The organism is Helicobacter pylori NCTC 11637 = CCUG 17874 = ATCC 43504 = JCM 12093 (assembly GCF_900478295.1).
Taxonomy (GTDB): domain Bacteria; phylum Campylobacterota; class Campylobacteria; order Campylobacterales; family Helicobacteraceae; genus Helicobacter; species Helicobacter pylori.
Map to the genome: position 1 here is coordinate 916,847 of NZ_LS483488.1, position 25,317 is coordinate 942,163.

The 25,317-nt window shown below is 40.2% G+C and carries 21 protein-coding genes and 2 pseudogenes; 21 read left to right on the forward strand and 2 right to left on the reverse strand.

Translation table 11 applies throughout. The features are described 5' to 3' along the window. Positions 1-63 precede the first annotated feature (63 nt). The 17 genes and pseudogenes from DQL14_RS04620 (at position 64) to DQL14_RS04695 (ending at position 18,227) form a co-directional block, all read left to right on the forward strand. On the forward strand, positions 64-876 hold the full coding sequence (locus DQL14_RS04620) for a 3'-5' exonuclease (protein ID WP_108168906.1): 813 nt from the start codon (positions 64-66) through the stop codon (positions 874-876). Between the two features lie 282 nt (positions 877-1,158). Further along, positions 1,159-2,334 (forward strand): acetyl-CoA C-acetyltransferase, encoded by a 1,176-nt coding sequence (locus DQL14_RS04625; RefSeq protein WP_108168907.1) that lies wholly within the window; start codon positions 1,159-1,161, stop codon positions 2,332-2,334. Positions 2,335-2,346: 12 nt separating this feature from the next. Next, the gene (locus tag DQL14_RS04630) at positions 2,347-3,045 is read left to right on the forward strand and encodes a CoA transferase subunit A (RefSeq protein ID WP_108168908.1); all 699 of its coding nucleotides are present in this window, start codon (positions 2,347-2,349) and stop codon (positions 3,043-3,045) included. After that, complete coding sequence (locus DQL14_RS04635) at positions 3,042-3,665, forward strand: 3-oxoacid CoA-transferase subunit B (protein WP_026938318.1); 624 nt, start codon at positions 3,042-3,044, stop codon at positions 3,663-3,665. The genes DQL14_RS04630 and DQL14_RS04635 overlap by 4 nt, the downstream gene beginning before the upstream one ends. A gap of 18 nt (positions 3,666-3,683) precedes the next feature. Then, a complete protein-coding gene (locus DQL14_RS04640; protein ID WP_108168909.1) occupies positions 3,684-5,048 on the forward strand; it encodes a TIGR00366 family protein in 1,365 nt (454 codons plus the stop codon). 123 nt (positions 5,049-5,171) lie between these two features. Further along, on the forward strand, positions 5,172-6,173 hold the full coding sequence (locus DQL14_RS04645; protein WP_000465227.1) for a lipid A deacylase LpxR family protein: 1,002 nt from the start codon (positions 5,172-5,174) through the stop codon (positions 6,171-6,173). Positions 6,174-6,422: 249 nt separating this feature from the next. Further along, positions 6,423-8,563: pseudogene (locus DQL14_RS04650) on the forward strand (hydantoinase/oxoprolinase family protein). 11 nt (positions 8,564-8,574) lie between these two features. Then, complete coding sequence (locus DQL14_RS04655; RefSeq protein ID WP_108168910.1) at positions 8,575-10,872, forward strand: hydantoinase B/oxoprolinase family protein; 2,298 nt, start codon at positions 8,575-8,577, stop codon at positions 10,870-10,872. 16 nt (positions 10,873-10,888) lie between these two features. After that, entirely contained in the window at positions 10,889-11,389 is a 501-nt protein-coding gene (locus DQL14_RS04660) for an acetone carboxylase subunit gamma (protein ID WP_162296866.1), read from the forward strand. Positions 11,390-11,701: 312 nt separating this feature from the next. Further along, positions 11,702-12,730 carry a hypothetical protein gene (locus DQL14_RS04665; protein ID WP_108168912.1) on the forward strand — a complete coding sequence of 343 codons (1,029 nt, stop codon included), beginning with the start codon at positions 11,702-11,704 and terminating at the stop codon, positions 12,728-12,730. Continuing rightward, positions 12,723-13,109, forward strand: a complete 387-nt coding sequence (locus DQL14_RS04670; RefSeq protein WP_001279202.1) for a diacylglycerol kinase — start codon at positions 12,723-12,725, stop codon at positions 13,107-13,109. The genes DQL14_RS04665 and DQL14_RS04670 overlap by 8 nt, the downstream gene beginning before the upstream one ends. Before the next feature lie 19 nt (positions 13,110-13,128). Then, entirely contained in the window at positions 13,129-15,615 is a 2,487-nt protein-coding gene (gene gyrA, locus DQL14_RS04675) for a DNA topoisomerase (ATP-hydrolyzing) subunit A (protein ID WP_108168913.1), read from the forward strand. Continuing rightward, positions 15,615-16,088: a hypothetical protein gene (locus DQL14_RS04680; RefSeq protein WP_162296867.1), complete on the forward strand. Its 474-nt coding sequence runs from the start codon at positions 15,615-15,617 to the stop codon at positions 16,086-16,088. The genes gyrA and DQL14_RS04680 overlap by 1 nt, the downstream gene beginning before the upstream one ends. Next, a pseudogene (flgR, locus tag DQL14_RS04685) lies at positions 16,085-17,231 on the forward strand (transcriptional activator FlgR). Before DQL14_RS04680 ends, flgR begins: the two are co-directional and overlap by 4 nt. Positions 17,232-17,403: 172 nt before the next feature. Continuing rightward, complete coding sequence (locus tag DQL14_RS08510; protein WP_001891480.1) at positions 17,404-17,556, forward strand: hypothetical protein; 153 nt, start codon at positions 17,404-17,406, stop codon at positions 17,554-17,556. Between the two features lie 20 nt (positions 17,557-17,576). Further along, positions 17,577-17,822: a hypothetical protein gene (locus tag DQL14_RS04690; RefSeq protein ID WP_130624926.1), complete on the forward strand. Its 246-nt coding sequence runs from the start codon at positions 17,577-17,579 to the stop codon at positions 17,820-17,822. A 93-nt stretch (positions 17,823-17,915) separates the two neighbouring features. After that, a complete protein-coding gene (locus DQL14_RS04695) occupies positions 17,916-18,227 on the forward strand; it encodes a hypothetical protein (RefSeq protein ID WP_231952802.1) in 312 nt (103 codons plus the stop codon). 312 nt (positions 18,228-18,539) lie between these two features. On the opposite strand, the gene DQL14_RS04700 is transcribed toward DQL14_RS04695, so the two are convergent. Continuing rightward, complete coding sequence (locus tag DQL14_RS04700; RefSeq protein ID WP_108168916.1) at positions 18,540-18,767, reverse strand: hypothetical protein; 228 nt, start codon at positions 18,765-18,767, stop codon at positions 18,540-18,542. A gap of 65 nt (positions 18,768-18,832) precedes the next feature. Beyond that, complete coding sequence (uvrA, locus tag DQL14_RS04705; protein WP_172953000.1) at positions 18,833-21,658, reverse strand: excinuclease ABC subunit UvrA; 2,826 nt, start codon at positions 21,656-21,658, stop codon at positions 18,833-18,835. Positions 21,659-21,822: 164 nt separating this feature from the next. Between uvrA and hopE the strand changes: the two genes are divergently transcribed. From hopE to DQL14_RS04725, 4 genes are all read left to right on the forward strand, one after another. Next, on the forward strand, positions 21,823-22,644 hold the full coding sequence (gene hopE, locus DQL14_RS04710) for a Hop family outer membrane protein HopE (protein ID WP_024751027.1): 822 nt from the start codon (positions 21,823-21,825) through the stop codon (positions 22,642-22,644). A gap of 178 nt (positions 22,645-22,822) precedes the next feature. Continuing rightward, positions 22,823-23,749, forward strand: a complete 927-nt coding sequence (gene rsmH / locus DQL14_RS04715) for a 16S rRNA (cytosine(1402)-N(4))-methyltransferase RsmH (protein ID WP_108168918.1) — start codon at positions 22,823-22,825, stop codon at positions 23,747-23,749. 19 nt (positions 23,750-23,768) lie between these two features. Continuing rightward, the gene (locus DQL14_RS04720) at positions 23,769-24,113 is read left to right on the forward strand and encodes a hypothetical protein (protein ID WP_108168919.1); all 345 of its coding nucleotides are present in this window, start codon (positions 23,769-23,771) and stop codon (positions 24,111-24,113) included. Between the two features lie 190 nt (positions 24,114-24,303). Further along, positions 24,304-25,206 (forward strand): SAM hydrolase/SAM-dependent halogenase family protein, encoded by a 903-nt coding sequence (locus tag DQL14_RS04725; RefSeq protein ID WP_108168920.1) that lies wholly within the window; start codon positions 24,304-24,306, stop codon positions 25,204-25,206. Positions 25,207-25,317: the final 111 nt, after the last annotated feature.

Sequence of the window (25,317 nt, forward strand, 5' to 3'; positions counted from 1 at the left end):
ATAAGACTAATTGTTATATAATAAAAGCGAGACAAGAATGTTAAAATGCGAAAGGAGCGTGTAATGTTGTGCGTGTTTGATATAGAAACCATTCCTAATATAAGCTTGTGTAAAGAGCATTTTCAATTAAAAGAAGACGATGCACTAAAAATCTGTGAATGGAGTTTTGAAAAGCAAAAAGAAAAAAGCGGGAGCGAGTTTTTGCCTCTTTATTTGCATGAAATTATCTCTATTGCAGCAGTCATTGGCGATGATTACGGGCAATTTATCAAAGTAGGGAATTTTGGTCAAAAACACGAGAATAAAGAGGATTTTACAAGCGAAAAAGAGCTTTTAGAAGATTTTTTCAAATACTTTAACGAAAAGCAACCGCGCTTAATAAGCTTCAATGGCAGAGGTTTTGATATGCCCCTACTCACGCTCAAAGCCCTTAAATACAATTTAACCTTAGACGCTTTTTATAATCAAGAAAATAAATGGGAGAATTACCGCGCGCGTTATAGCGAGCAGTTCCATTTGGATTTAATGGATAGCTTGAGCCATTATGGATCCGTTAGGGGGTTGAATCTAAATGGCGTTTGCTCTATGATGAATATTCCTGGTAAATTTGATGTGAGCGGGGATTTAGTGCATGCGATTTATTACAACCCTAATTTAAGCCAAAAGGAGAAAAAAGGCATTATTGATGGCTATTGCCAAAGCGATGTGCTTAACACTTACTGGCTTTTTTTAAAATATGAAGTGTTGAAAGGGGCTTTAAATAAGGAGCAATACCTTGGGCTATTGAATGATTTTTTAGCCAAATTCCCTAAGGAAAAATACTATTCAAGCGTTTTTACTAACGCTTTAGAAAAAGAGATTAGGGAGTTTGCTTAAAACCCTAATTAAAACCCTGAAACTAGGTAAAGACTGCTTAGAAAGAAATTTTTTAAAGCGTTAGAGAAACATGAGTCTAAGGTGCATATCTGCTTGATTTTAGATCCCCACTTGAAGCTATATTATGCAATAATTATTGAACGATAAGAATAATATTTTTGTGAAAAAAATAAACGGATCGCCCTCAATTCAAAACAAAACCTAAAACAAAATCCAACCTGTTAGGGTGTCAATCACCTAAAAGTGATACTATGATGAGTAAATCAACTTAAAGGCAAAGACATGAATGAAGTGGTTATAGTGGCGGCAAAACGGAGTGCGGTGGGGAGTTTTTTAGGCTCTCTAAAGAGCGTAGGCGCTAGAGAAATGGGTGTTGGCGTGCTTAAAGACGCTTTGAATGCGAGCGGTCTTAAACCTAGCGATGTGGATTCTGTCATTTTAGGCAATGTTTTAGGTGCTGGTTTGGGTCAAAATATCGCCAGGCAGATCCAACTAGACGCTGGCATCCCTAATGACAAAAACGCTTTTAGCGTCAATATGGTTTGTGGATCGTCTATGAAAGCCATTCAATTAGCGCATGACAGCATCATGCTTGGGCGCGATGAGGTGGTGGTGTGCGGTGGCGTGGAGAACATGAGCAAAGCACCCTATTTGTCGTTTGATGTGCGAGAGGGGAAAAGAATGGGGAATGCGAACATGATAGACTCCATGATACATGATGGATTGTGGGATGCGTTCAATGATTACCACATGGGGATCACCGCTGATAATGTCGCTCAAGCATACCACATAAGCCGAGAAGAGCAAGATAATTTCGCGCTCCAATCGCAACTCAAAGCAAGAGCCGCCATTAATGCAGGGAAATTCCAAGAAGAAATCACGCCTATTGAAATAGCGAATAAAAAAGGCGTGGTGGTTTTTAAAGAAGACGAATACCCTAGAGACACGACGCTAGAATCCCTTGCAAAGCTCAAACCCGCTTTCAAAAAAGACGGATCGGTAACGGCGGGGAATTCATCAGGGATCAATGATGGCGCGAGCATTATCATTTTATGCAGCGCTAAAAAAGCGCAAAAATTAGGGTTAAAAGCCATGGCTACTATCAGGGGGTTTGGTTTGGGTGGTTGCAGTCCGGATATAATGGGTATATGCCCTAGTATTGCGATTAAAAACAATCTTAAAAATGTCAAAATGAATCTCAATGACATCAATCTTTTTGAACTCAATGAAGCCTTTGCCGCGCAAAGTCTAGCCGTGTTAAAAGAGCTTGAATTAAACCCCAATATAGTGAATGTGAATGGAGGCGCGATAGCGATTGGCCACCCTATTGGTGCGAGCGGCGCTAGGATCTTAGTAACTTTATTGCATGAAATGAAAAAAAGCGGTCATGGCGTGGGTTGCGCGTCATTGTGCGTGGGTGGCGGACAAGGCCTTTCTGTGGTAGTGGAACAAAAATAAGGAGAAAATGAGATGAACAAGGTTATAACTAATTTAGACAAAGCATTGAGCGGGTTAAAAGACGGGGACACTATTTTAGTGGGCGGTTTTGGGCTGTGCGGGATACCCGAATACGCCATTGATTACATTTATAAGAAAGGCATTAAGGATTTGATTGTCGTGAGTAATAATTGCGGCGTTGATGATTTTGGGCTTGGCATTCTTTTAGAAAAAAAACAGATTAAAAAGATTATCGCTTCCTATGTGGGAGAAAATAAGATTTTTGAATCGCAAATGCTGAACGGAGAAATTGAAGTCGTTTTGACACCGCAAGGCACGCTGGCTGAAAACTTGCGCGCTGGAGGGGCTGGGATACCCGCTTACTACACCCCAACCGGTGTTGGGACTTTGATCGCTCAAGGCAAGGAATCACGGGAATTTAACGGCAAAGAGTATATTTTAGAAAGAGCGATCACAGGCGATTACGGGCTTATCAAAGCCTATAAAAGCGACACTCTTGGGAATTTGGTGTTTAGAAAAACGGCTAGAAATTTCAACCCCTTGTGTGCGATGGCATCAAAAATATGCGTCGCTGAAGTGGAAGAAATTGTCCCGGCTGGGGAATTAGACCCAGATGAAATACACTTGCCAGGAATCTATGTGCAACACATCTATAAAGGCGAGAAATTTGAAAAACGGATAGAAAAAATCACAACAAGGAGCGCGAAATGAGAGAGGCTATCATTAAAAGAGCGGCAAAGGAATTGAAAGAGGGCATGTATGTGAATTTAGGGATAGGCTTGCCCACGCTTGTGGCTAATGAAGTGAGCGGGATGAATATCGTTTTCCAGAGCGAGAACGGGCTGTTAGGGATTGGCGCTTACCCTTTAGAGGGGGGCGTTGATGCGGATCTCATCAATGCAGGAAAGGAAACCGTAACCGTGGTGCCGGGCGCTTCGTTTTTCAACAGCGCGGATTCGTTTGCAATGATTCGTGGGGGGCATATTGATCTAGCGATTTTAGGAGGGATGGAAGTTTCACAAAATGGGGATTTGGCTAATTGGATGATCCCTAAAAAGCTCATAAAAGGCATGGGAGGGGCTATGGATTTGGTGCATGGCGCTAAAAAAGTGATTGTCATCATGGAGCATTGCAACAAATACGGGGAGTCTAAAGTGAAAAAAGAATGCTCATTGCCCTTAACAGGAAAGGGCGTGGTGCATCAATTGATAACGGATTTAGCGGTGTTTGAATTTTCCAATAACGCCATGAAATTAGTGGAATTGCAAGAGGGTGTCAGCCTTGATCAAGTGAGAGAAAAAACAGAAGCCGAATTTGAAGTGCACCTATAGCTTATAAAAGGGGTGTTTATGTTTTTATTAAGGCATTTGACTTCAGCGTGCGTGTTTTTAGCGTCTAAATGTTTGCCGGACTCCTTTGTCTTGGTCGCTCTTTTATCGTTTATCGTGTTTGTTCTTGTTTATGGTTTGACAGGGCAAGACGCTTTTTCTGTCATTTCTAGTTGGGGGAATGGCGCTTGGACGCTTTTAGGTTTTTCTATGCAAATGGCTCTTATTTTGGTGCTAGGTCAGGCTTTGGCTAGCGCTAAATTAGTCCAAAAACTTTTAAAATATCTAGCGTCTTTACCTAAAGGGTATTACACGGCTTTATGGTTGGTTACTTTTTTATCGTTAATCGCTAATTGGATCAACTGGGGTTTTGGCTTGGTGATCAGCGCAATTTTTGCAAAAGAGATCGCCAAAAATGTTAAAGGGGTGGATTACAGGCTGCTTATTGCTAGCGCTTATTCGGGTTTTGTCATCTGGCATGGGGGTTTATCAGGCTCTATCCCTTTAAGCGTTGCCACCCAAAATGAAAATTTATCCAAAATAAGTGCTGGGGTGATTGAAAAAGCTATTCCTATCAGTCAGACGATTTTTTCTGCCTATAATTTAATCATTATAGGGATCATTCTTGTAGGGTTACCCTTTTTAATGGCAATAATCCACCCTAAAAAAGAAGAAATCGTTGAGATTGACGCCAAGCTTTTAAAAGACGAATACAAGGAAACAGAACTCATTGATCACCAACAAGACAAAACGATCGCGCATTTTCTGGAAAACAGCGCTTTGCTTTCTTATCTTTTGGTTTTTTTGGGTTTTGGGTATCTGGGTATTTATTTTTTTAAAGGAGGAGGGCTTGGTTTAAACATTGTCAATACGATTTTCCTTTTTTTAGGGATTTTGTTGCATAAAACCCCTTTAGCTTATGTGAAAGCGATCAATTATTCCGCTAGGAGCGTGGCCGGGATTTTATTGCAATTCCCTTTTTATGCCGGGATTATGGGGATGATGGCAAGCCATAGCGTGGGGGGTCATTCTTTAGCGCAAATGCTTTCTTTAGCCTTCACGCACATCGCTAATGAAAAAACTTTCGCGCTCATGACTTTTTTGAGCGCGGGGATTGTCAATATTTTCATCCCGTCTGGCGGAGGGCAATGGGCGATTCAAGCTCCTATCATGCTTCCGGCTGGGCAAAGCTTGGGCGTGGATCCGGGCGTGGTTTCTATGGCTATCGCTTGGGGAGACGCTTGGACGAATATGATACAGCCTTTTTGGGCTTTGCCCGCTTTAGCCATTGCGGGTTTGGGCGCTAAAGATATTATGGGCTATTGCGTTTTGACTTTAATTTTTGTAGGCTTAGTCGTGTGTGGGGTGTTTTATTTTTTAGTGTGAGTTTTTTATGCCTAAAACCACGCTCTTTGGGGTAAAGTTTTCTCTTTTTACCCCTTAAACGCTCTTGTAATTAAGCCTTATTTCGTTACAATAACCAACCCCATAATAACCTAAGGAAGTGTTTTGTTTTTCAAATTTATTTTATGTTTATTATTAGGAGTGTTTGCATGGGCAAAAGAGGATATTCCTACCCCATTAACGCCCTCTAAACGCTATTCTATCAATTTGATGACTGAAAATGATGGTTATATCAACCCTTACATTGATGAGTATTATACCGCAGGCAATCAAATAGGCTTTTCTACTAAAGAGTTTGATTTTTCTAAAAATAAAGCGATGAAATGGTCTTCGTATTTGGGGTTTTTTAATAAAAGCCCTAGGGTTACTCGTTTTGGCATTTCCCTCGCCCAAGACATGTATACCCCATCACTTAAAAACAGAAAACTGGTGCATTTGCATGACAACCACCCTTATGGGGGGTATTTACGGGTGAATTTGAATGTGTATAACCGCCATCAAACTTTTATGGAGTTATTCACGCTTTCTTTAGGCACGACAGGGCAAGATTCTTTGGCCGCTCAAACGCAGCGTCTCATTCATAAATGGGGTCATGACCCCCAATTTTATGGCTGGAACACGCAGCTCAAAAACGAATTTATCTTTGAATTGCACTACCAATTGCTCAAAAAAGTCCCCCTTTTAAAGACTCGTTTTTTTTCTATGGAGTTAATGCCTGGGTTTAATGTGGAATTGGGTAATGCGAGGGATTATTTCCAACTCGGCTCGCTCTTTAGGGCTGGGTATAACCTGGACGCTGATTATGGTGTCAATAAGGTCAATACCGCTTTTGATGGGGGCATGCCTTATAGCGATAAATTTTCCATCTATTTTTTTGTAGGGGCTTTTGGGCGCTTCCAACCCCTTAACATCTTCATTCAAGGCAATAGCCCTGAAACTAGGGGCATTGCTAATTTGGAATACTTTGTTTATGCCAGTGAAATAGGAGCGGCTATGATGTGGCGTAGCCTCAGGGTGGCTTTTACGATCACTGATATTAGTAAAACCTTTCAATCCCAGCCTAAGCACCATCAGATCGGCACATTAGAATTGAATTTCGCCTTTTGATTTAATATCAGTTTAATATTTTTCTTCTTGTATGATATTTATATGATATTTTTGGGCAATTTAAGATGAATATCGGTAGCGTTTTGAATGAATTTGTTACTACTTTTCACTTTATTACACCAAATTTTCCCTTATTGCAAACAACTTTGAAATAAATGATTTCCATTTAAAAATCAGCCCTATACTTTAAATAGGTTACCTTGATAGGTTACCTCGAGCAACACTTTAATACACTAAGGAGTCTAAAAAATGAAAGACGCAAAAGTTCAGGTGATGGGTATTGATGCCGGCGGCACCATGACGGACACATTTTTTGTGAAAGAAAATGGCAGTTTCGTAGTTGGTAAAGCCCAAAGCAACCCAGAAGATGAGAGCTTAGCTATTTATAATAGCTCACAAGACGCTTTATCGCACTAGAAATCGGATGTGAGTAAGGTTTATCCAGAGTTGGTCACTTGCGTGTATTCAGGCACGGCGATGCTCAATCGGGTCGTCCAAAGGCGCGGAATGGAAGTGGGCCTAATTTGCAATAAGGGTTTTGAGCAAATGCATTCTATGGGCAGGGCGTTGCAATCCTACTTGGGGTATGCGCTAGAAGAAAGATTGCATATCAACACGCACAAGTATGATGATCCGCTGATTCCTTTAAAAAGGATTAGAGGCGTTACAGAAAGAACCGATGTCAAGGGGCAAGTGGTTATCCCAGTGCGTCAAGAAGAGGTTAAAGTTGCTGTTAAGGAGCTTTTAGAAGCGGGTGCAAAGGCCATTGTGATTTGCTTGTTGCAATCTCATAAAAACGCTGAAAGCGAGCGGATCGTTAGAGATATAGCGTTAAAAGAGATTGAAAAATTGGGTAAAAACATTCCTGTATTCGCTTCTGTGGATTACTACCCTCAAAGAAAAGAAAGCCACAGAATGAACACCACTATCTTAGAAGCTTATGCGGCTGAGCCAAGCAGGCAAACCCTCTCTAAAGTCAGTAACCGCTTCAAAGAGCATGGCGCTAAATTCGATCTTCGTGTGATGGCAACACATGGAGGCACCATTAGCTGGAAAGCTAAAGAGCTCGCTAGGACTATTGTGAGCGGCCCTATTGGAGGCGTGATCGGATCTAAATTGCTAGGCGAAACGCTTGGTTATGACAATATTGCATGCAGCGATATTGGCGGCACGAGCTTTGATATGGCGCTTATCGTTAAGAGCAATTTTAATATCGCTTCTGACCCTGATATGGCACGCCTTGTTTTATCTCTACCGCTTGTGGCTATGGATTCTGTTGGTGCAGGTGCGGGGAGTTTCGTGCGCATTGATCCGCACAGCCGATCGGTCAAACTAGGGCCTGACAGCGCGGGGTATAGAGTTGGCACTTGTTGGAAAGACAGCGGATAGACACGGTTTCAGTAACCGATTGCCATATTGTTTTAGGCTATTTGAACCCAGATAATTTCTTAGGCGGTTTGATCAAATTAGATGTGGATAGGGCTAAAAAACACATTAAAGAGCAAATCGCTGATCCGCTAGGCATTAGCGTAGAAGATGCGGCTGCGGGTGTGATTGAGCTGCTTGATTTGGAGCTTAAAGAATACTTGCGATCCAATATTAGCGCTAAAGGGTATAGCCCATCTGATTTTGTGTGCTTTTCATATGGTGGCGCGGGGCCTGTGCATACCTATGGCTATACAGAAAGCTTAGGTTTTAAGGATGTGGTAGTGCCTGCGTGGGCGGCTGGATTTAGCGCTTTTGGTTGCGCTTGCGCTGATTTTGAATACAGATACGACAAGAGCGTGGATATTGCCATTCCGCAGTATTCTTCAGACGAGTCCAAAATAGAAGCATGCAAGATCATTCAAGACGCATGGGATGAATTGACTCTCAAAGTGATTGAAGAGTTCAAGATCAATGGATTTTCTCAAAAAGATGTGATCTTAAGACCTGGATACAGGATGCAGTATATGGGGCAATTGAATGATTTAGAGATCACTTCTCCTGTGTCAAAAGCTGCAAGCGTGGCTGATTGGGAAGAGATTGTCAAAGAATATGAAAAAACCTACGCTCGTGTTTATTCTGAATCAGCGTGTTCTCCAGAGCTTGGTTTTAGCGTGACCGGCGTGATCATGCGTGGTGTTGTGGCTACGCAAAAACCTGTGATTCCGGTTGAAAAAGAGCATGGCGCTACGCCCCCAAAAGAAGCCAAAATAGGCGTTAGAAAATTCTATCGGCATAAAAAATGGGTGGATGCAGATGTGTGGCAAATGGAAAAATTATTGCCTGGAAATGAAGTCATAGGGCCTGCGATCGTGGAATCAGATGCGACCACTTTCGTGATACCCAAAGGCTTTGCGACAAGACTAGACAAACACCGATTGTTCCACTTGAAAGAAATTAAATAAAGGAGTTCAAAATGGCAAATTTATTGAAAAACGGCAAAACTTTAAAACAAGCTAGAGATGAAATCCTAGCCAGGACAGAAAAAACAGGGCATTATAATGGTCTCAAAAAACTAGAGTTTAAGGAAAGAGATCCGATTGGTTATGAGAAGATGTTCTCTAAATTAAGAGGCGGTATCGTGCATGCCAGAGAAACGGCTAAAAGGATTGCGGCAAGCCCTATTGTTGAGCAAGAGGGAGAATTGTGCTTCACGCTTTATAACGCTGTGGGCGATAGCGTGCTGACTTCTACGGGTATCATTATCCATGTAGGGACTATGGGATCAGCTATCAAATACATGGTAGAGAATAATTGGGAAGACAACCCAGGCATCAATGACAAGGATATTTTCACCAATAACGACTGTGCGATTGGGAATGTGCACCCATGCGATATTATGACTCTTGTGCCTATTTTCCACGATGAAAAATTGATTGGGTGGGTAGGTGGTGTTACGCATGTGATTGATACCGGTTCGGTTACTCCAGGATCGATGAGCACCGGGCAGGTTCAAAGATTTGGGGATGGATACATGATCACTTGCCGTAAGACAGGAGCGAATGATGAGAGCTTTAAGGATTGGTTGCATGAATCTCAAAGATCGGTTCGCACGCCTAAATATTGGATTCTAGATGAAAGGACTAGGATTGCAGGATGCCATATGATTAGGGATTTAGTGATGGAAGTCATTAAAGAAGACGGCATTGATTCTTACATGCGATTTATTGATGAGGTGATTGAAGAGGGAAGAAGAGGCCTTATCTCTAGGATCAAATCCATGACCATACCAGGCAAGTATAGAAAGGTAGCGTTTGTGGATGTGCCTTATGCGCATAAGGATATTGGCGTGTGCTCTGAATTTGCTAAGCTAGACACGATCATGCACTCTCCTGTGGAAATCACTATCAATAAAGACGCTACATGGAAATTAGATTTTGATGGCGCGTCCAGGTGGGGATGGCACTCTTTCAATTGCAACCAAGTGTCTTTCACTAGCGGTATTTGGGTGATGATGACTCAAACGCTGATACCCACTTCTCGCATCAATGATGGCGCTTATTTTGCGACTCAATTCAGACTCAAAAAAGGGACTTGGATGAATCCAGATGACAGACGCACCGGGCATGCTTATGCATGGCATTTCTTGGTATCAGGCTGGAGCGCTTTGTGGAGAGGCTTGTCTCAAGCGTATTACAGCCGAGGGTATTTAGAAGAGGTCAATTCCGGGAACGCTAACACTTCCAATTGGTTGCAAGGCGGTGGTATCAACCAGGATGGAGAAATCCATGCGGTGAATAGCTTTGAGACGAGTTCTTGTGGGACTGGAGCTTGCGCGATAAAAGACGGCTTAAATCACGCAGCGGCTATTTGGAATCCAGAAGGCGATATGGGCGATGTTGAAATTTGGGAAATGGCAGAGCCTCTTCTTTATTTGGGCAGGAATGTCAAAGCCAATACCGGTGGGTATGGGAAATATCGAGGCGGTAACGGGTTTGAAACCTTAAGAATGGTGTGGGGTGTGCATGATTGGACCATGTTCTTTATGGGTAATGGCTACATGAATAGCGATTGGGGTATGATGGGGGGCTATCCAGCGGCCAGTGGCTATAGGTTTGAAGCGCACAACACCGACTTGGAAAACAGGATTAAAAATAACGCCAGCTTGCCTTTGGGGGGCGATTTTAACCCAACGGATAGAGATTATGAAAAGCATATTTCTCATGCGTCTCAAGTCAAAAGGGATAAGCAATGCATCACCACTGAGAACTGCTTTGACAATTATGATTTGTATTTGAATTACATCAAAGGTGGTCCTGGATTTGGCGATCCGATTGAAAGGGATTTGAATGCGATTTTAGAAGATCTCAACAGCAAACAGCTATTGCCAGAATACGCTTACAAGGTTTATGGCGCAGTGGTGAGTCAAAATAAAGACGGCGTGTGGGTCGGCGATGAAGCCAAAACGAAAGCCAGAAGAAAAGAAATTCTTGAAAACAGAAAGGCTAGATCCATACCGGTAAAACAATGGATGGAGCAAGAAAGAAACGCTATCCTTGAAAAAGAGGCTTCCAAACAGGTTAAGCACATGTATGCGACTAGCTTTGATCTTTCGCCTAAGTTTTTAAGCGATTTTAAAACATTTTGGAACTTGCCAAAGAGCTGGACTATGAAAGAAGATGAGCTTGGCGTATTCACCTATGGTTCTAAATACAGGATGGATTTGAGCAAATTGCCTGATGTGCGCACAGTTCTGTTGGTTGATGAGAAATAAAGAAAGGAGAATGGTTATGTCAAAATACACACAAGAACAAATTAAAAATTTGGTAGAGGGGAACTTGGATTGGAACACTGTCTTAAAAATGCTTAGCATGCCTAAAGATCATGAAAGATTCCAAATGTATTTGAAGGTGTTGCAAGATAAGGTAGATTTTGATGACAAAATCGTCTTACCCTTGGGGCCACATTTGTTTGTGGTGCAAGATTCTCAAAAGAAATGGGTCATTAAGTGTTCATGCGGTCATGCATTCTGTGCTCCAGAAGAAAACTGGAAATTGCATGCAAACATCTATGTGCACGATACAGCAGAAAAAATGGAAGAGGTGTATCCTAAACTCTTAGCCAGTGATACTAACTGGCAAGTGTATCGGGAGTATATTTGCCCGGATTGCGGCATCCTTTTAGATGTTGAAGCCCCAACTCCTTGGTATCCTGTGATCCATGATTTTGAGCCTGATATAGAGGTGTTTTATAAAGAATGGCTAGGCATACAGCCCCCAGAAAGACGCTAAAATCGCTCAATCCTTTTTATGAAGAGGCTTTATGCCTCTTGGCGCTAAAAGCTTGGGTTGATTGAACTCAAGCAAATTTTCTTCAATCCTAACAAATTTAGCTACAAATTAAAAAATTTAAGCTTTTTTCTTTTTTTTTGATTTAATACTCGGTATAATTTTAATCCACCTAAAAGGAAAAGCTATGAAAGTAATACAAGGCACCATCAACGACTTTTTTGCCCTAACAAACACGATATTTTCTACCCTAAAAATAAGAAAATGCATTTTATGAGTTCTATCACTATACTTTCAATAAAATAAGGGGTTTTTTTGACTAAAAAATTCATGTCTTGGATGGTGGTTATTGGGGCTTTAATTTGCGTGCTTTTAGGGGTGTTTATCTTCTTCACTAGCATGTCGGTTAAAAAATCTTTAACCGCTTACCTTAACGCTTATTTAGATCAACGCCCCCATATTAAGGGCATGGGGATTGTAGGCGCTCCTTTTGAATGCGAAGGGTTTTTTAAAATCGCATGCGTTTCTAAAGAGCTGAGTTTTTTAGACTCTCAAAACTCCCCTATTATGGATTTTAAAAATTTGAGTATTAAGCTCCATTCTTTAGATAAAAGCTCTCTTACCCTTTCTATCCATTCTCAAATCAAATCCCCTATTTTAGAACAAGATATTCAGCAAAAAATCAGCCAAATCCCCCTAAAAGACTTGAATGCCTTATTGGAAAAAATTAAACCCACGCGCTTGAATTGCTCTTTAAAATTCAACGCTTTAGATGAAAAAACCTTAAACGATAATTTAAAATGCGATTTGACTAATGCAGAGAATATCCTTGCTTACACTTTTTTTCAAGAGGGTTTAATGGAGGCGCAAGAAAATCTCTCCCTTAAAAATATTTTTAAAACCTTGAGTTCTAAAGACGCTAAAGCCATAGAAGAGTTGCAAGACAAACTGCGTTTTTCAGCGCCAAAGTTGAGCGTTTCTATCCAAGCGCGCCATCTTAAAAACCTTTTGGAAGCCTTTTACCACCAAAATAAAGAGAGTTTGGGCTTTTTTTCCCCTTATTTTAGTTTGCGATCTCAAACCCCTAGCGTCTCTTATGAAAGCGCGTTGGCTTCTTTAGAAAACTATTTTATGGCCTTGTTCCAATCCCATTTTAAAGACAATACAGTGCTCCAACAAAATTTTAAAGGATTGTTGCAAGCCTTTGTTTCTATGGCTAAAGACAAACAATCCCAAATCGCTCTTAACGCCCAAGCTAAAGACAACACCAAGCTTACTTTTAACGCCCTGTTAGAAAGCCTTAGTGTGAATTTCTTTCAATCTTACCAAATAAGCCATGAGTGATTTCAAAGTCCCCCCCAAAGCTAAAGGGTTTAAACGCCTTTTTAAAGCCCTTTTTTATTCTAAAGACGGGCTTAAATGCGCATGGGCTGAAGAGAGCGCGTTCAGGCAAATCATCGTCTTGGCTCTTTTTTGTATCGTTCTAGCGAGCTATTTAGCCAAAGATTTTTTAGAATGGGGTCTATTGATCTTGCCTTGTTTTTTATCGGTGGTGATTGAACTAATCAATAGCTCTATTGAAAAGGCTGTGGATTTTACCAGCACAGAGTTCCACCCTTTAGCCAAAAAGGCTAAAGACATGGCCAGTTCAGCCCAACTGATAGGGCTTATTTTTTGGGCTTTTATTTGGGGGCGTTATCTTTTAACGCTTTATTTGAAGTAATTAAATTTTAGGGAGACACATGCAAGATAATTCAGTCAATGAAACAAAAAATATTGTAGAAGTGGGGATTGATTCTTCTATTGAAGAGAGCTATTTAGCTTATTCAATGAGCGTGATCATAGGGCGCGCCTTACCGGACGCTAGAGATGGCTTAAAGCCTGTGCATAGGCGTATTTTGTATGCGATGCATGAATTAGGCCTTACTTCCAAAGTCGCTTATAAAAAAAGCGCTAGGATCGTGGGTGATGTGATCGGTAAATACCACCCCCATGGCGATAATGCGGTTTATGATGCGCTAGTGAGAATGGCGCAAGATTTTTCTATGCGTTTGGAATTAGTGGATGGGCAGGGCAACTTTGGCTCTATTGATGGCGATAACGCTGCAGCGATGCGTTACACTGAAGCCAGAATGACTAAGGCGAGTGAAGAAATTTTAAGGGATATTGATAAAGACACCATTGATTTTGTGCCTAATTATGATGACACCTTAAAAGAGCCAGATATTTTACCAAGCCGTCTGCCTAACCTTTTAGTCAATGGGGCTAATGGGATCGCTGTGGGGATGGCGACTTCTATCCCCCCTCATAGGATTGATGAAATCATAGACGCTTTAGTGCATGTCTTAGAAAACCCTAACGCTGAATTAGATGAAATTTTGGAATTTGTCAAAGGGCCTGATTTTCCCACCGGTGGGATCATTTATGGCAAGGCGGGCATTATTGAAGCCTATAAAACGGGGCGAGGGCGCGTGAAAGTGCGGGCCAAAGTGCATGTGGAAAAGACAAAAAATAAAGAAATCATCGTTTTAGATGAAATGCCTTTCCAAACCAATAAAGCCAAATTAGTGGAACAAATCAGCGATTTAGCGCGAGAAAAACAAATTGAAGGCATTAGCGAAGTGCGCGATGAGAGCGATAGAGAGGGCATTAGAGTGGTGATTGAATTAAAAAGAGACGCAATGAGTGAAATTGTCTTAAACCATCTCTACAAACTCACCACCATGGAGACCACTTTTAGCATCATTCTACTCGCTATTTACAATAAAGAGCCTAAGATTTTCACGCTTTTAGAGTTGTTGCGCCTTTTCTTAAACCACAGAAAAACCATTATTATAAGACGCACGATTTTTGAATTGGAAAAGGCTAAGGCTAGAGCGCATATTTTAGAGGGCTATTTGATCGCACTAGACAATATTGATGGAATCGTGCGACTCATTAAAACAAGCCCAAGCCCAGAAGCGGCTAAAAACGCCTTAATGGAGCGTTTCACTTTGAGCGAAATCCAAAGCAAAGCCATTTTAGAAATGCGTTTGCAACGCTTAACAGGCCTTGAAAGAGACAAAATCAAAGAAGAATACCAAAACTTATTAGAGCTTATTGATGATCTCAATGGCATTTTAAAGAGTGAAGATCGCTTGAATGGAGTCGTCAAAACAGAGCTTTTAGAAGTCAAAGAGCAATTTTCTTCTCCAAGGCGCACTGAAATTCAAGAATCTTATGAAAATATTGACATAGAAGATTTGATCGCTAATGAGCCTATGGTGGTGAGCATGAGCTATAAAGGCTATGTGAAAAGAGTGGGTTTAAAAGCTTATGAAAAGCAAAATCGTGGCGGTAAGGGCAAGCTTTCAGGCAGCACTTATGAAGACGATTTCATTGAAAACTTTTTTGTGGCTAACACGCATGATATTTTGCTCTTTATCACCAATAAGGGGCAATTGTATCATTTGAAAGTCTATAAAATCCCAGAAGCGAGCCGGATCGCTATGGGTAAAGCCATTGTGAATTTAATCTCGCTCGCTCCGGATGAAAAGATCATGGCAACCCTAAGCACCAAAGACTTTAGCGATGAACGCTCTTTAGCCTTCTTCACGAAAAATGGCGTGGTGAAGCGCACCAATTTGAGCGAATTTGGGAGCAATAGGAGTTATAGCGGTATCAGAGCGATTGTTTTAGATGAAGGCGATGAATTGGTGAGCGCAAAAGTTGTGGATAAAAACGCTAAGCATTTGCTCATCGCATCGCATTTAGGTATTTTCATTAAATTCCCTTTAGAAGATGTGCGCGAGATCGGAAGAAATGCTCGTGGGGTTATAGGGATTAAGCTGAATGAAAATGATTTTGTTGTCGGTGCGGTCGTCATTAGCGATGATAGCAACAAGCTTTTGAGCGTGAGCGAGAACGGGCTTGGCAAGCAAACTCTAGCTGAAGCGTATAGAGAGCAATCTCGTGGAGGTAAGGGGGTCATTGGCATGAAGATCACTCAAAAAACCGGCAATCTAGTGGGCGTTATCAGCGTGGATGATGAGAACCTGGATTTGATGATTCTTACCGCGAGCGCGAAAATGATCAGAGTTTCCATTAAAGACATTAGAGAAACCAGAAGAAATGCCAGTGGGGTAAAACTCATAAACACCGCTGATAAAGTCGTGTATGTCAATTCTTGCCCTAAAGAAGAAGAGCCAGAAAATTTAGAAACCTCTTCGGCGCAAAATTTGTTTGAGTGATGCGTTTCTTTTTATTCTGTTATTTTTTATTTTATTTTTTAGGGGTTTCTTTGCATGCCCTTAGCCCCCTAGAAGAACAAGAATTTTTAATTTCGTACCGCTTGAAAATCGTTGATTCTAGAGTGATGGGCGAAGAGTATTCTGTCTCTAAACCTATCGTTAGCCGCATCAAAACAGCCCCCTATGTTTTAGACTATCATTGCTCCATCATCACTCGCAACTTGCCCGATTTGAAAAACCCCTTGCTCCAAACCAAACTAGAACGCTTCCTTTTAGAAATAGCGTTAAAAAAAGAAAAAGAGCGAGTCATTGACTGCCTTTTAAAAAGCCAAGTCGCTATCACGCATTATGATCACAGCTATAAAAACGGCACCACTACCACAAGCATACTTGATCTCAAAGCCTTAAGCGTTAGAGCGAGTTTAGTGGGAGATGCGTTATTTTTAGATATTTTTAGAAAGGAAGAAGAATGAAAATCGCCATTGTAGAAGATGATATTAACATGCGTAAAAGCCTGGAGCTTTTTTTTTGAGCTTCAAGACGATTTAGAGATTGTGAGTTTTAAAAACCCTAAAGACGCTTTAGTCAAGTTAGATGAAAGCTTTGATTTAGTCATCACGGATATTAACATGCCCCATATGGACGGCTTGGAATTTTTACGCCTTTTAGAAGGCAAGTATGAATCCATTGTGATTACCGGTAATGCGACCTTGAATAAAGCCATTGATTCCATTCGTTTAGGCGTGAAAGACTTTTTCCAAAAGCCTTTTAAACCAGAATTGCTTTTAGAATCCATCTATCGCACCAAAAAAGTTTTAGAATTTCAAAAAAAACACCCTTTAGAAAAACCTTTAAAAAAACCACACAAACACAGCTTTTTAGCCGCTTCAAAAGCGTTAGAAGAGAGCAAACGGCAGGCCTTAAAAGTCGCAAGCACGGACGCTAATGTCATGCTATTAGGCGAAAGCGGGGTGGGTAAGGAAGTTTTTGCTCATTTCATCCACCAGCATTCTCAGCGATCCAAGCACCCTTTTATAGCGATCAACATGTCCGCAATCCCAGAGCATCTATTAGAAAGCGAGCTTTTTGGGTATCAAAAAGGGGCGTTCACGGACGCCACAGCTCCTAAAATGGGGCTTTTTGAGAGCGCTAATAAAGGCACGATCTTTTTAGATGAAATCGCTGAAATGCCCCTTCAATTGCAAAGCAAACTTTTAAGAGTGGTTCAAGAAAAAGAAATCACGCGCCTTGGGGATAATAAGAGCGTTAAAATTGATGTTCGTTTCATTTCCGCTACCAACGCCAACATGAAAGAAAAAATCGCTGCGAAAGAATTCAGAGAAGATTTGTTTTTCCGCTTGCAAATCGTGCCTATAACTATCGCACCTTTAAGGGAGAGGGTTGAAGAGATCTTACCCATTGCTGAAATCAAGCTTAAAGAAGTGTGCGATGCGTATCATTTGGGGCCAAAATCTTTTTCAAAAAACGCCGCAAAACGCCTTTTAGAATACTCTTGGCATGGGAATGTGCGAGAGCTTTTAGGCGTCGTGGAAAGAGCGGCGATTTTAAGCGAAGGAGCAGAAATCCAAGAAAAAGATTTGTTTTTGGAAAGGTAGTTTGTAGGGCTTCTTTATAAATCATCTGCAACCAGATAAGTTTAATAAGTTTGAGTGATCACGCTATAATTTCATGGAGTTATTAAAAAAAAGCATTTATCAGAAACGCTTAATTTGGGATTTTTGCTTAAAAGGAATTTAAAGATTGGGGTTCAATTAATGGGGAGTTTTTATGTTAGCGGATGATTTTATGGTTAAAAAATTAAAAAACAAGGAATTACATGGTTTGTTGTGTAACAAATTGAGTAAAAGAGTGGATAGATTTGGCTATAGAGTGATTGGTGTTGGAGCGGATAAAGAGATAACGAAGTTATTGTTCAATTGAGTCAGGAAAAAATTGTTAGATTGAGTAGCAAGACCGCTTTAGCAAATGATGATGATTTCATGGCGGGTATTTTTGATGAATTTAATGGATTAAAGGCTAATAAAAAACCGCAGAAACCTAACTCGTTCTATTATGGGTATGGTAGATCTTATAAAATCATTGATGTTCTTAATGATAAGGATGGTGATTTTATCAATTGCAGATTGTTTATCGTTAAGGAATTAGGGGTTGATGAGTGTTTAGGGTTATGCGCCACCTGTGATTGATAATGACAACACCGCTCTTGCTGATTTGCTTGAAAATAGCGAGCCTACAATATATTATATTATGAAACCAATTCTGCAAATATCAGGCGTTTTTTGGACAAAGGGCCTTACAACATTGAGTGGTTGGTGAGGAAGTATTTGGGGGTTGGGTTTAGGAGTTGCAAAATAGAGCGGATACAAGGAACGGAATTTGCGATCAAATTCCGCTATAAAAAGTGGGGGTCTATGATTGATAGAGAAGTTAAAATGCAATTCCCCAAATATCTTAAAGACTCAAAGAGAACAGCCGTTAAAATAACAAGCAAGGTGTTTTACGAGTTGTCAAAAGGGCCTTTGTTTGGCAACCTCCTCGGCAAAGATCCCATTCAGGCGATTATCATGCGGAAGGAAAACAATAATAAATAAAATCTTGTTGAATCTTAATCTTCTTATTTTTTAAATTAGAAGTTATTTTTTAACCCCTAAGACCGCGCTACACAAATTATCATGCAATTAAAATTAAAATCAAACTCTTTACTATTGACTATAAAAAATGTTTTTTAGCATTTTTTATAATTTATGATTAACACTTAATGATAATAAAGCCTTATTAGTAGTTTTTGTGTAGGACTAAAAATAGTGGGTTTAGGGGGTTTTTAACCCTACCCCTTGTAATTTGGGCTATAGGGCGAAAATAATAGCGCCCGCTCTCACGATTTTTAATGGCTGATAACCTGCTTATTTCAAGCTTTTTATAATCTCTAGCATGGATTTAACTATGGCGCATTTTTTTTGCTTCATTCGTTGTGGCTCTTGTGTTTTAAGCTCGTTTGTGGTAGGAATATTCCCATTAAGGTTTGAAACGCTATTGCCGTTTCTGTAATGGTTAGAGAGTGTCGGCTTGGTTTCTATTTTCCTTAATATTTTCTCATTTTTCAAACTTTCATGCGAGGATTTTAAAGGCATGGCTTCTTTGTTAACTCTTGCATGATCAAGCGGCTATTATTGCTGCTAACCTTCCCCAATGCAAGCTATTTCAATTCCAAAGCTAAAAATTTTCCCGTATAGCTTTGGGTTTTTTCGCAATTTTGCGCCACCTCTAAAGGCGTGCCGCTCGCAATGACTTTCCCGCCCTTATCCCCCCCATCAGGTCCCATGTCTATAATGTAGTCAGCGTTTTTGATAATGTCTAAATTATGCTCAATCACTAGCATGGAATTGCCTAACGCCACCAAAGAATGCAAGACTTGTAAAAGGTGATTCACGTCTTCAAAATGCAAACCGGTGGTAGGCTCATCTAAAATATAAAGGGTTTTGCCTGTGTCTTTTTTACTCAATTCTTTAGCTAATTTGATCCTTTGAGCCTCCCCCCCACTTAAAGTCGTAGCGTTTTGCCCTAAAGTGATATAGCCCAAGCCCACATCTATAAGGGTTTTTAATTTCACAGCGATTTTAGGGAATTTAGCGAAAAATTCATAGGCCTCTTCTACGCTCATGTTTAACACATCGGCAATGGATTTGCCTTTCACCTTGATTTCTAGAGTTTGGGGGTTGTATTTAGCGCCCTTACAGCTATCGCATTGGACTAACACATCAGGCAAAAAGTGCATTTCTATTTTAATATCCCCATCGCCTTGGCATTTCTCGCACCGCCCTCCTTTAACATTAAAGCTGAAACGGCTCGCACTATAGCCTAAAATTTTAGCTTCTTTTTGCTCGGCAAATAAAATCCTGATTTCATCCATCACTCCTGTGTAAGTGGCAGGGTTGCTTCGTGGGGTTTTGCCTATTGGGGCTTGGTCTAAATAAATCACTTTATCCAAATGCTCCAACCCTACAATCTCCACCCCATTCAAGCTTTGATTTTTTTTAGCATGGTTTAAAAGAGTTTGAGCGGTGGGTAAAAGGGTTTGTAAAATCAGCGAGCTTTTACCGCTCCCGCTCACCCCAGTAATGCACACCAATTGTTTTAAAGGGATTTGAACGCTCAAATTCTTAATGTTATTGATATTGACATTCTTAATTTCTAAAAAATGCTTTTCTTTAGGGAGTTCAAATTTAGGGCGCTCAATCTTTTTAGTGCCGTTGAGATACAAAGCGGTAGAATGGTTATTTTGCAATAAATCTTTTACGCTCCCGCTAAAAACCACTTCACCCCCATGCCTTCCAGCCCTTGGCCCAATATCCACAACAAAATCCGCATGCTTAATTGTCTCTTTGTCATGCTCTACGACAATGAGCGTGTTCCCTTTTTTTTGTAAATTCCTAAGGGTGTTGATGAGTTTGAGCGTGTCTTTTTCATGCAAGCCAATGCTAGGCTCGTCTAAAACATATAAAACCCCTGTCAAACCACTCCCGATTTGACTGGCGATTCGTATCCTTTGGCTCTCCCCTCCGCTAATCGTTCGCGCATCCCTCCCTAAAGTCAAATACCCTAGCCCCACATCGTATAAAAAAAACACTCTTTCTAAAATCTCTTTTAAAATGGGTTCAGCGATTTTTTTTTCTTGCTCGTTAAGATAGCTAAAATGCGTGGGATCATTAAAAAAGTGATAGACTTCTTCAATGGGCTTAGTTAAAAAATCCGCCATTTTCAAGCCAGCGACTTGGACGCTCAAACTGGAGGCTTTCAAACGATGCCTCTCGCACGAAGAACAGGTTTTTTCGCTCATGTAATCGCTCAAATCCTTTTGCTCTTTAAACATGTCATAAGCGATTTGAATGATGCCTTTCCAAGGGCGTTTTAAAGGGCTGTTTTTAAAATGAAAGCTGATTTCAGTGCCATTCCCATACAAAAGAGCGTCTTGCTGCTCTTTATTCAATTCATTAAAACAAAGCGCAGTGTCAATGCCATTATACTCGCAAAAGCCTTCAAACATTTGAGCGTAATAACTGCGGTTATACCCAAAAATCACTTTAATCGCTCCTTGATTTAAAGGCGTGTTAGGATCTAAAATCTTACTAATATCTAAACTGAATTTTGTCCCCAAACCCAAACAGCTCTCGCACGCCCCTTTAGGCGAATTGAAGGAAAAACTCAAAGGCTCTAATTCTTCAAAACTCATCTTGCATTTAAAGCATGCCTTATGCTCGCTGTAATGCTTTCTGATGCTTGGCGCGTTGTCTTGCAAGATTTCCACTTCTAATTCCCCATAGCTTTCTTTAAGGGCTTTTTCTACCGCACTAGCGATCCGTGAAGCATTTTCGCTATTGATAACCACCCTATCCACCACCGCTTCAATGGTGTGTTTTTTGGTTTTGTGCAAATGGATTTCTTCATCTAAACGCACCATCACCCCATCAACAAAAGCCCTCACATACCCCTTTAAACGCAAGCTCTCTAATTTATCGTTAAACGAACCTTTTTTATCTTTAATAATGGGGGCTAGAATAATGATTTTAGAATTTTCTTCTAAATGACAGATTTGAGAAATAATATCGCTCGCACTCATAGAACTAATAGGCTCTAAACATGTGGGGCAAAATTGCTCCCCAATCCTTGCAAACAACAACCTTAAATAATCATAAATCTCAGTGATCGTCCCCACAGTGGATCTAGGGTTTTTAGAAGTGGTTTTTTGATCAATAGCGATCGCAGGGGTTAGGCCTTCAATTTTATCCACATTAGGCTTACCCACTTTGTCTAAAAATTGCCTAGCATAGCTGGACAAACTCTCTAAATAGCGCCTTTGGCCTTCAGCGTATAAAGTGTCAAACGCCAGAGTGGATTTACCCGAACCGCTTAATCCGGTAAAAACAATAAATTGGTTTTTAGGGATTTCTAAAAAAATATTTTTGAGATTATTTTCCCTAGCCCCTTGAATAATGATCTTATCCATAATGGTTTTATGTTGCAAGAGTTTCCTTAAAATAAGAAAATGGATTAAAAGGAGCTATTATACTTCAAAAAAGAGTGGTTTTATTATCATTTCTTATTCATAAGAGTTAAAAATATTTGCTTGATTAAGGATAAACATGCTATTATTTTATGAGACAATTTTAAAGATAGGAATGTAAAGGAATGGAATTTATGAAAAAGTTTGTAGCTTTAGGGCTTCTATCCGCAGTTTTAAGCTCTTCGTTGTTAGCCGAAGGTGATGGTGTTTATATAGGGACTAATTATCAGCTTGGACAGGCCCGTTTGAATAGTAATATTTATAACACAGGGGATTGCACAGGGAGTGTTGTAGGTTGCCCCCCAGGTCTTACCGCTAATAAGCATAACCCAGGAGGTACGAATATCAATTGGCATGCTAAATACGCTAATGGGGCTTTGAATGGTCTTGGGTTGAATGTGGGTTATAAGAAGTTCTTCCAGTTCAAGTCTTTTGATATGACAAGCAAGTGGTTTGGTTTTAGAGTGTATGGGCTTTTTGATTATGGGCATGCCGATTTAGGCAAGCAAGTTTATGCACCTAATAAAATCCAGTTGGATATGGTTTCTTGGGGTGTTGGGAGCGATTTGTTAGCTGATATTATTGATAACGATAACGCTTCTTTTGGTGTTTTTGGTGGGGTCGCTATCGGCGGTAACACTTGGAAAAGCTCAGCGGCAAACTATTGGAAAGAGCAAATCATTGAAGCTAAAGGTCCTGATGTTTGTACCCCCACTTATTGTAACCCTAACGCTCCTTATAGCACCAAAACTTCAACCGTTGCTTTTCAAGTATGGTTGAATTTTGGCGTGAGAGCCAATATCTACAAGCATAATGGCGTAGAGTTTGGCGTGAGAGTGCCGCTACTCATCAACAAGTTTTTGAGTGCGGGTCCTAACGCTACTAATCTTTATTACCATTTGAAACGGGATTATTCGCTTTATCTAGGGTATAACTACACTTTTTAAACCCTTTAAAAGGGTGTCTTTAAGCCCTTTTTAATCTTTATAAAAGGGATTTTAGTTTGAATTTTCGCATCTTAAAAAGCTAAAATTGATTATAAAGAAACTTTTGAGTGTAACCAACAAAACCAATACTATTGAGTAGGCATTTGGAAAATTCATCTAGGGTTTTTAGGGGGATTGTTTGCAAGAAATAGAAAATCTGCACCAAAGCGTTTTGTTGCAAGAAGTTTTGCAAGCGTTCATGCCTTTAGAAGAAGGGGTTTTGATAGATTGCACTTTAGGGTTAGGGGGGCATTCTAAAGCCCTTCTATCCCAAAAACCGCACCTGAAACTCATTGGCATTGATAAGGATAAGTTCGCTCAAGAAATCGCTAAAGAACGACTGAAAGCCTTTGAGGGGCGTTACAATCTCTTAAGTGGAGGGTTTGCCAAACGCTTTAAAGAAGCCCTAGAAATTCATGGCGATCGAATCAAGGGGGTTTTAGTGGATTTAGGGGTGAGTTCTTTGCAGCTTGATGATGATAACAGAGGGTTTAATTTCCATTCGCACGCTTTGGATATGCGCATGGATTTAGAGAGTGATTTGAACGCTCAAAAAGTCATCAACTCTTATCCTATAATAGCGTTAGAAAAAATCTTTAGAGACTATGGCGAAATCAAAGAATACAAAAAAATCGCCCACAAAATTGCAGAAAGGCGCGCTAAAAAACCCTTTAAAGACGCTAAGGATTTGAGCGAGTTTTTAAGCTCTTTTTCTAAAAATAAAAAAATCCATCCAGCGACTTTGGTGTTTCAAGCCATCCGCATAGAAGTCAATAGCGAATTAGAAGAGTTAAAAGAGTTTTTACAATGCGCTAGAAACCTTAAGGGGGCAATTTTGTGCGTGATTTCTTTTCATTCTTTAGAAGATGGGTTAGTGAAAAACGCTTTTAAAGATTACGCTAAAAATTGCATTTGCGATCCTTCAAGTTTCAAATGCGCTTGCTCTAACAATCACGCTTTAGGCGCAATTTTAACCAAAAAGCCCATCACTCCAAGCCCAGAAGAAATTAAAAACAACAGGCGTTCACGAAGCGCTAAAATGAGAGTTTTTAAATTCAAACCATGAACAAGTCAGTGGGTAAGCCATGAATATCAAAACCAATTCTTCAAATGAAAAAGAACGCTTTGTGCGCATAGAAGAGGGCGAAAAGAAAGAATTATTCGCCGAAGCTACAAATGAAAATTCACATGGTCTTTCTTTAATGGCTTTAATAGGGGTGTTGGTTTTTGGGGGCGCGTTTTTAGCTCTGTTAGCGCCTAAAATCTATTTAAGCAATAATATCTATTATATTAGCCGTAAAATTAATACCCTAGAAGATCAAAAACGCCTGCTTTTAGAAGAACAACAAATCCTAAAAAACGAATTAGAAAAAGAGCGTTTTAAATACTATATAGAGAATAGTGAAAATATTGGCGATATTGCGTTTTAAGTGAAAAACCCCCTATCCCCTTAAGAGAGCCTAATTAATGCTTTGTTTCAATATGAAATGTAAAGCCCTTTTAAACCCTTAATGTTTAGAAAAAGCCCCTTAAATGGTATAATAAAAACATTTTAAGACAACAAAGGATAACCATGAGAAAACTATTCATTCCATTTTTGTTATTCGGGAAATAATATAGATGAAAAAAACGATTTCAGCGTTGTTTTTATCAGCGTGCATAGGGTTATCGTCTGTTTATGCAGATAACGCTTTGATTTTACAAACCGACTTTAGCCTAAAAGATGGGGCTGTCTCGGCGATGAAAGGCGTCGCTTTCAGCGTTAATTCCAATCTTAAAATCTTTGATTTAACGCACGAAATCCCCCCGTATAACATCTGGGAAGGTGCTTACCGCTTGTATCAGAGCGCTAGTTATTGGCCAAAAGGCTCGGTATTTGTGAGCGTGGTTGATCCGGGCGTAGGCACTAATCGTAAATCGGTGGTATTGAAAACTAAAAACGGCCAGTATTTTGTCTCGCCGGATAACGGCACGCTGACTTTGGTGGCGCAAACTTTGGGGATTGATAGCGTGCGTGAAATTGATGAAAAAGCTAACCGCTTGAAAGGTTCTGAAAAATCCTATACTTTCCATGGTCGTGATGTGTATGCTTACACTGGGGCGCGCTTGGCTTCTGGAGCGATCACATTCGAGCAGGTCGGGCCAGAGCTTCCCACAAAAGTTGTTGAAATTCCTTACCAAAAAGCGAAAGCAACAAAAGGGGAGGTGAAGGGTAATATCCCAATTCTTGATATCCAATACGGCAATGTTTGGAGCAATATCAGCGATAAATTACTCAATCAAGCAAAAATCAAACTCAATGACACGCTGTGTGTAACGATTTTTAAAGGTTCTAAGAAACAATACGAAGGGAAAATGCCGTATGTTGCGAGCTTTGGCGATGTGCCAGAAGGCCAGCCGTTGGTTTATTTAAACAGCTTGTTGAATGTTTCCGTGGCGCTGAATAGGGATAATTTCGCGCAAAAATACCAAATTAAATCCGGTGCTGACTGGAATATTGATATCAAGAAGTGCGCTAAGTAAAGCGCTTTTTAGAAAATTAAGGGGAGTTAGAGATTTTTAACTATCAAACTTTGATTAACATAGCCTAATTAATGATAAATAAACTATAAAACAAACGCTTGTTGTTAAAAT

What these genes read in the sequence shown, in the direction of transcription:
- DQL14_RS04620 (WP_108168906.1), top strand. Translation starts at nt 64, where the DNA reads ATGTTGTGCGTGTTTGATATAGAAACCATTCCTAATATAAGCTTGTGT.
- DQL14_RS04625 (WP_108168907.1), top strand. Translation starts at nt 1,159, where the DNA reads ATGAATGAAGTGGTTATAGTGGCGGCAAAACGGAGTGCGGTGGGGAGT.
- DQL14_RS04630 (WP_108168908.1), top strand. Translation starts at nt 2,347, where the DNA reads ATGAACAAGGTTATAACTAATTTAGACAAAGCATTGAGCGGGTTAAAA.
- DQL14_RS04635 (WP_026938318.1), top strand. Translation starts at nt 3,042, where the DNA reads ATGAGAGAGGCTATCATTAAAAGAGCGGCAAAGGAATTGAAAGAGGGC.
- DQL14_RS04640 (WP_108168909.1), top strand. Translation starts at nt 3,684, where the DNA reads ATGTTTTTATTAAGGCATTTGACTTCAGCGTGCGTGTTTTTAGCGTCT.
- DQL14_RS04655 (WP_108168910.1), top strand. Translation starts at nt 8,575, where the DNA reads ATGGCAAATTTATTGAAAAACGGCAAAACTTTAAAACAAGCTAGAGAT.
- DQL14_RS04660 (WP_162296866.1), top strand. Translation starts at nt 10,889, where the DNA reads ATGTCAAAATACACACAAGAACAAATTAAAAATTTGGTAGAGGGGAAC.
- DQL14_RS04670 (WP_001279202.1), top strand. Translation starts at nt 12,723, where the DNA reads ATGAGTGATTTCAAAGTCCCCCCCAAAGCTAAAGGGTTTAAACGCCTT.
- gyrA (WP_108168913.1), top strand. Translation starts at nt 13,129, where the DNA reads ATGCAAGATAATTCAGTCAATGAAACAAAAAATATTGTAGAAGTGGGG.
- DQL14_RS04680 (WP_162296867.1), top strand. Translation starts at nt 15,615, where the DNA reads ATGCGTTTCTTTTTATTCTGTTATTTTTTATTTTATTTTTTAGGGGTT.
- DQL14_RS08510 (WP_001891480.1), top strand. Translation starts at nt 17,404, where the DNA reads ATGTTAGCGGATGATTTTATGGTTAAAAAATTAAAAAACAAGGAATTA.
- DQL14_RS04700 (WP_108168916.1), bottom strand. Translation starts at nt 18,767, where the DNA reads ATGCCTTTAAAATCCTCGCATGAAAGTTTGAAAAATGAGAAAATATTA.
- hopE (WP_024751027.1), top strand. Translation starts at nt 21,823, where the DNA reads ATGGAATTTATGAAAAAGTTTGTAGCTTTAGGGCTTCTATCCGCAGTT.
- DQL14_RS04720 (WP_108168919.1), top strand. Translation starts at nt 23,769, where the DNA reads ATGAATATCAAAACCAATTCTTCAAATGAAAAAGAACGCTTTGTGCGC.
- DQL14_RS04725 (WP_108168920.1), top strand. Translation starts at nt 24,304, where the DNA reads ATGAAAAAAACGATTTCAGCGTTGTTTTTATCAGCGTGCATAGGGTTA.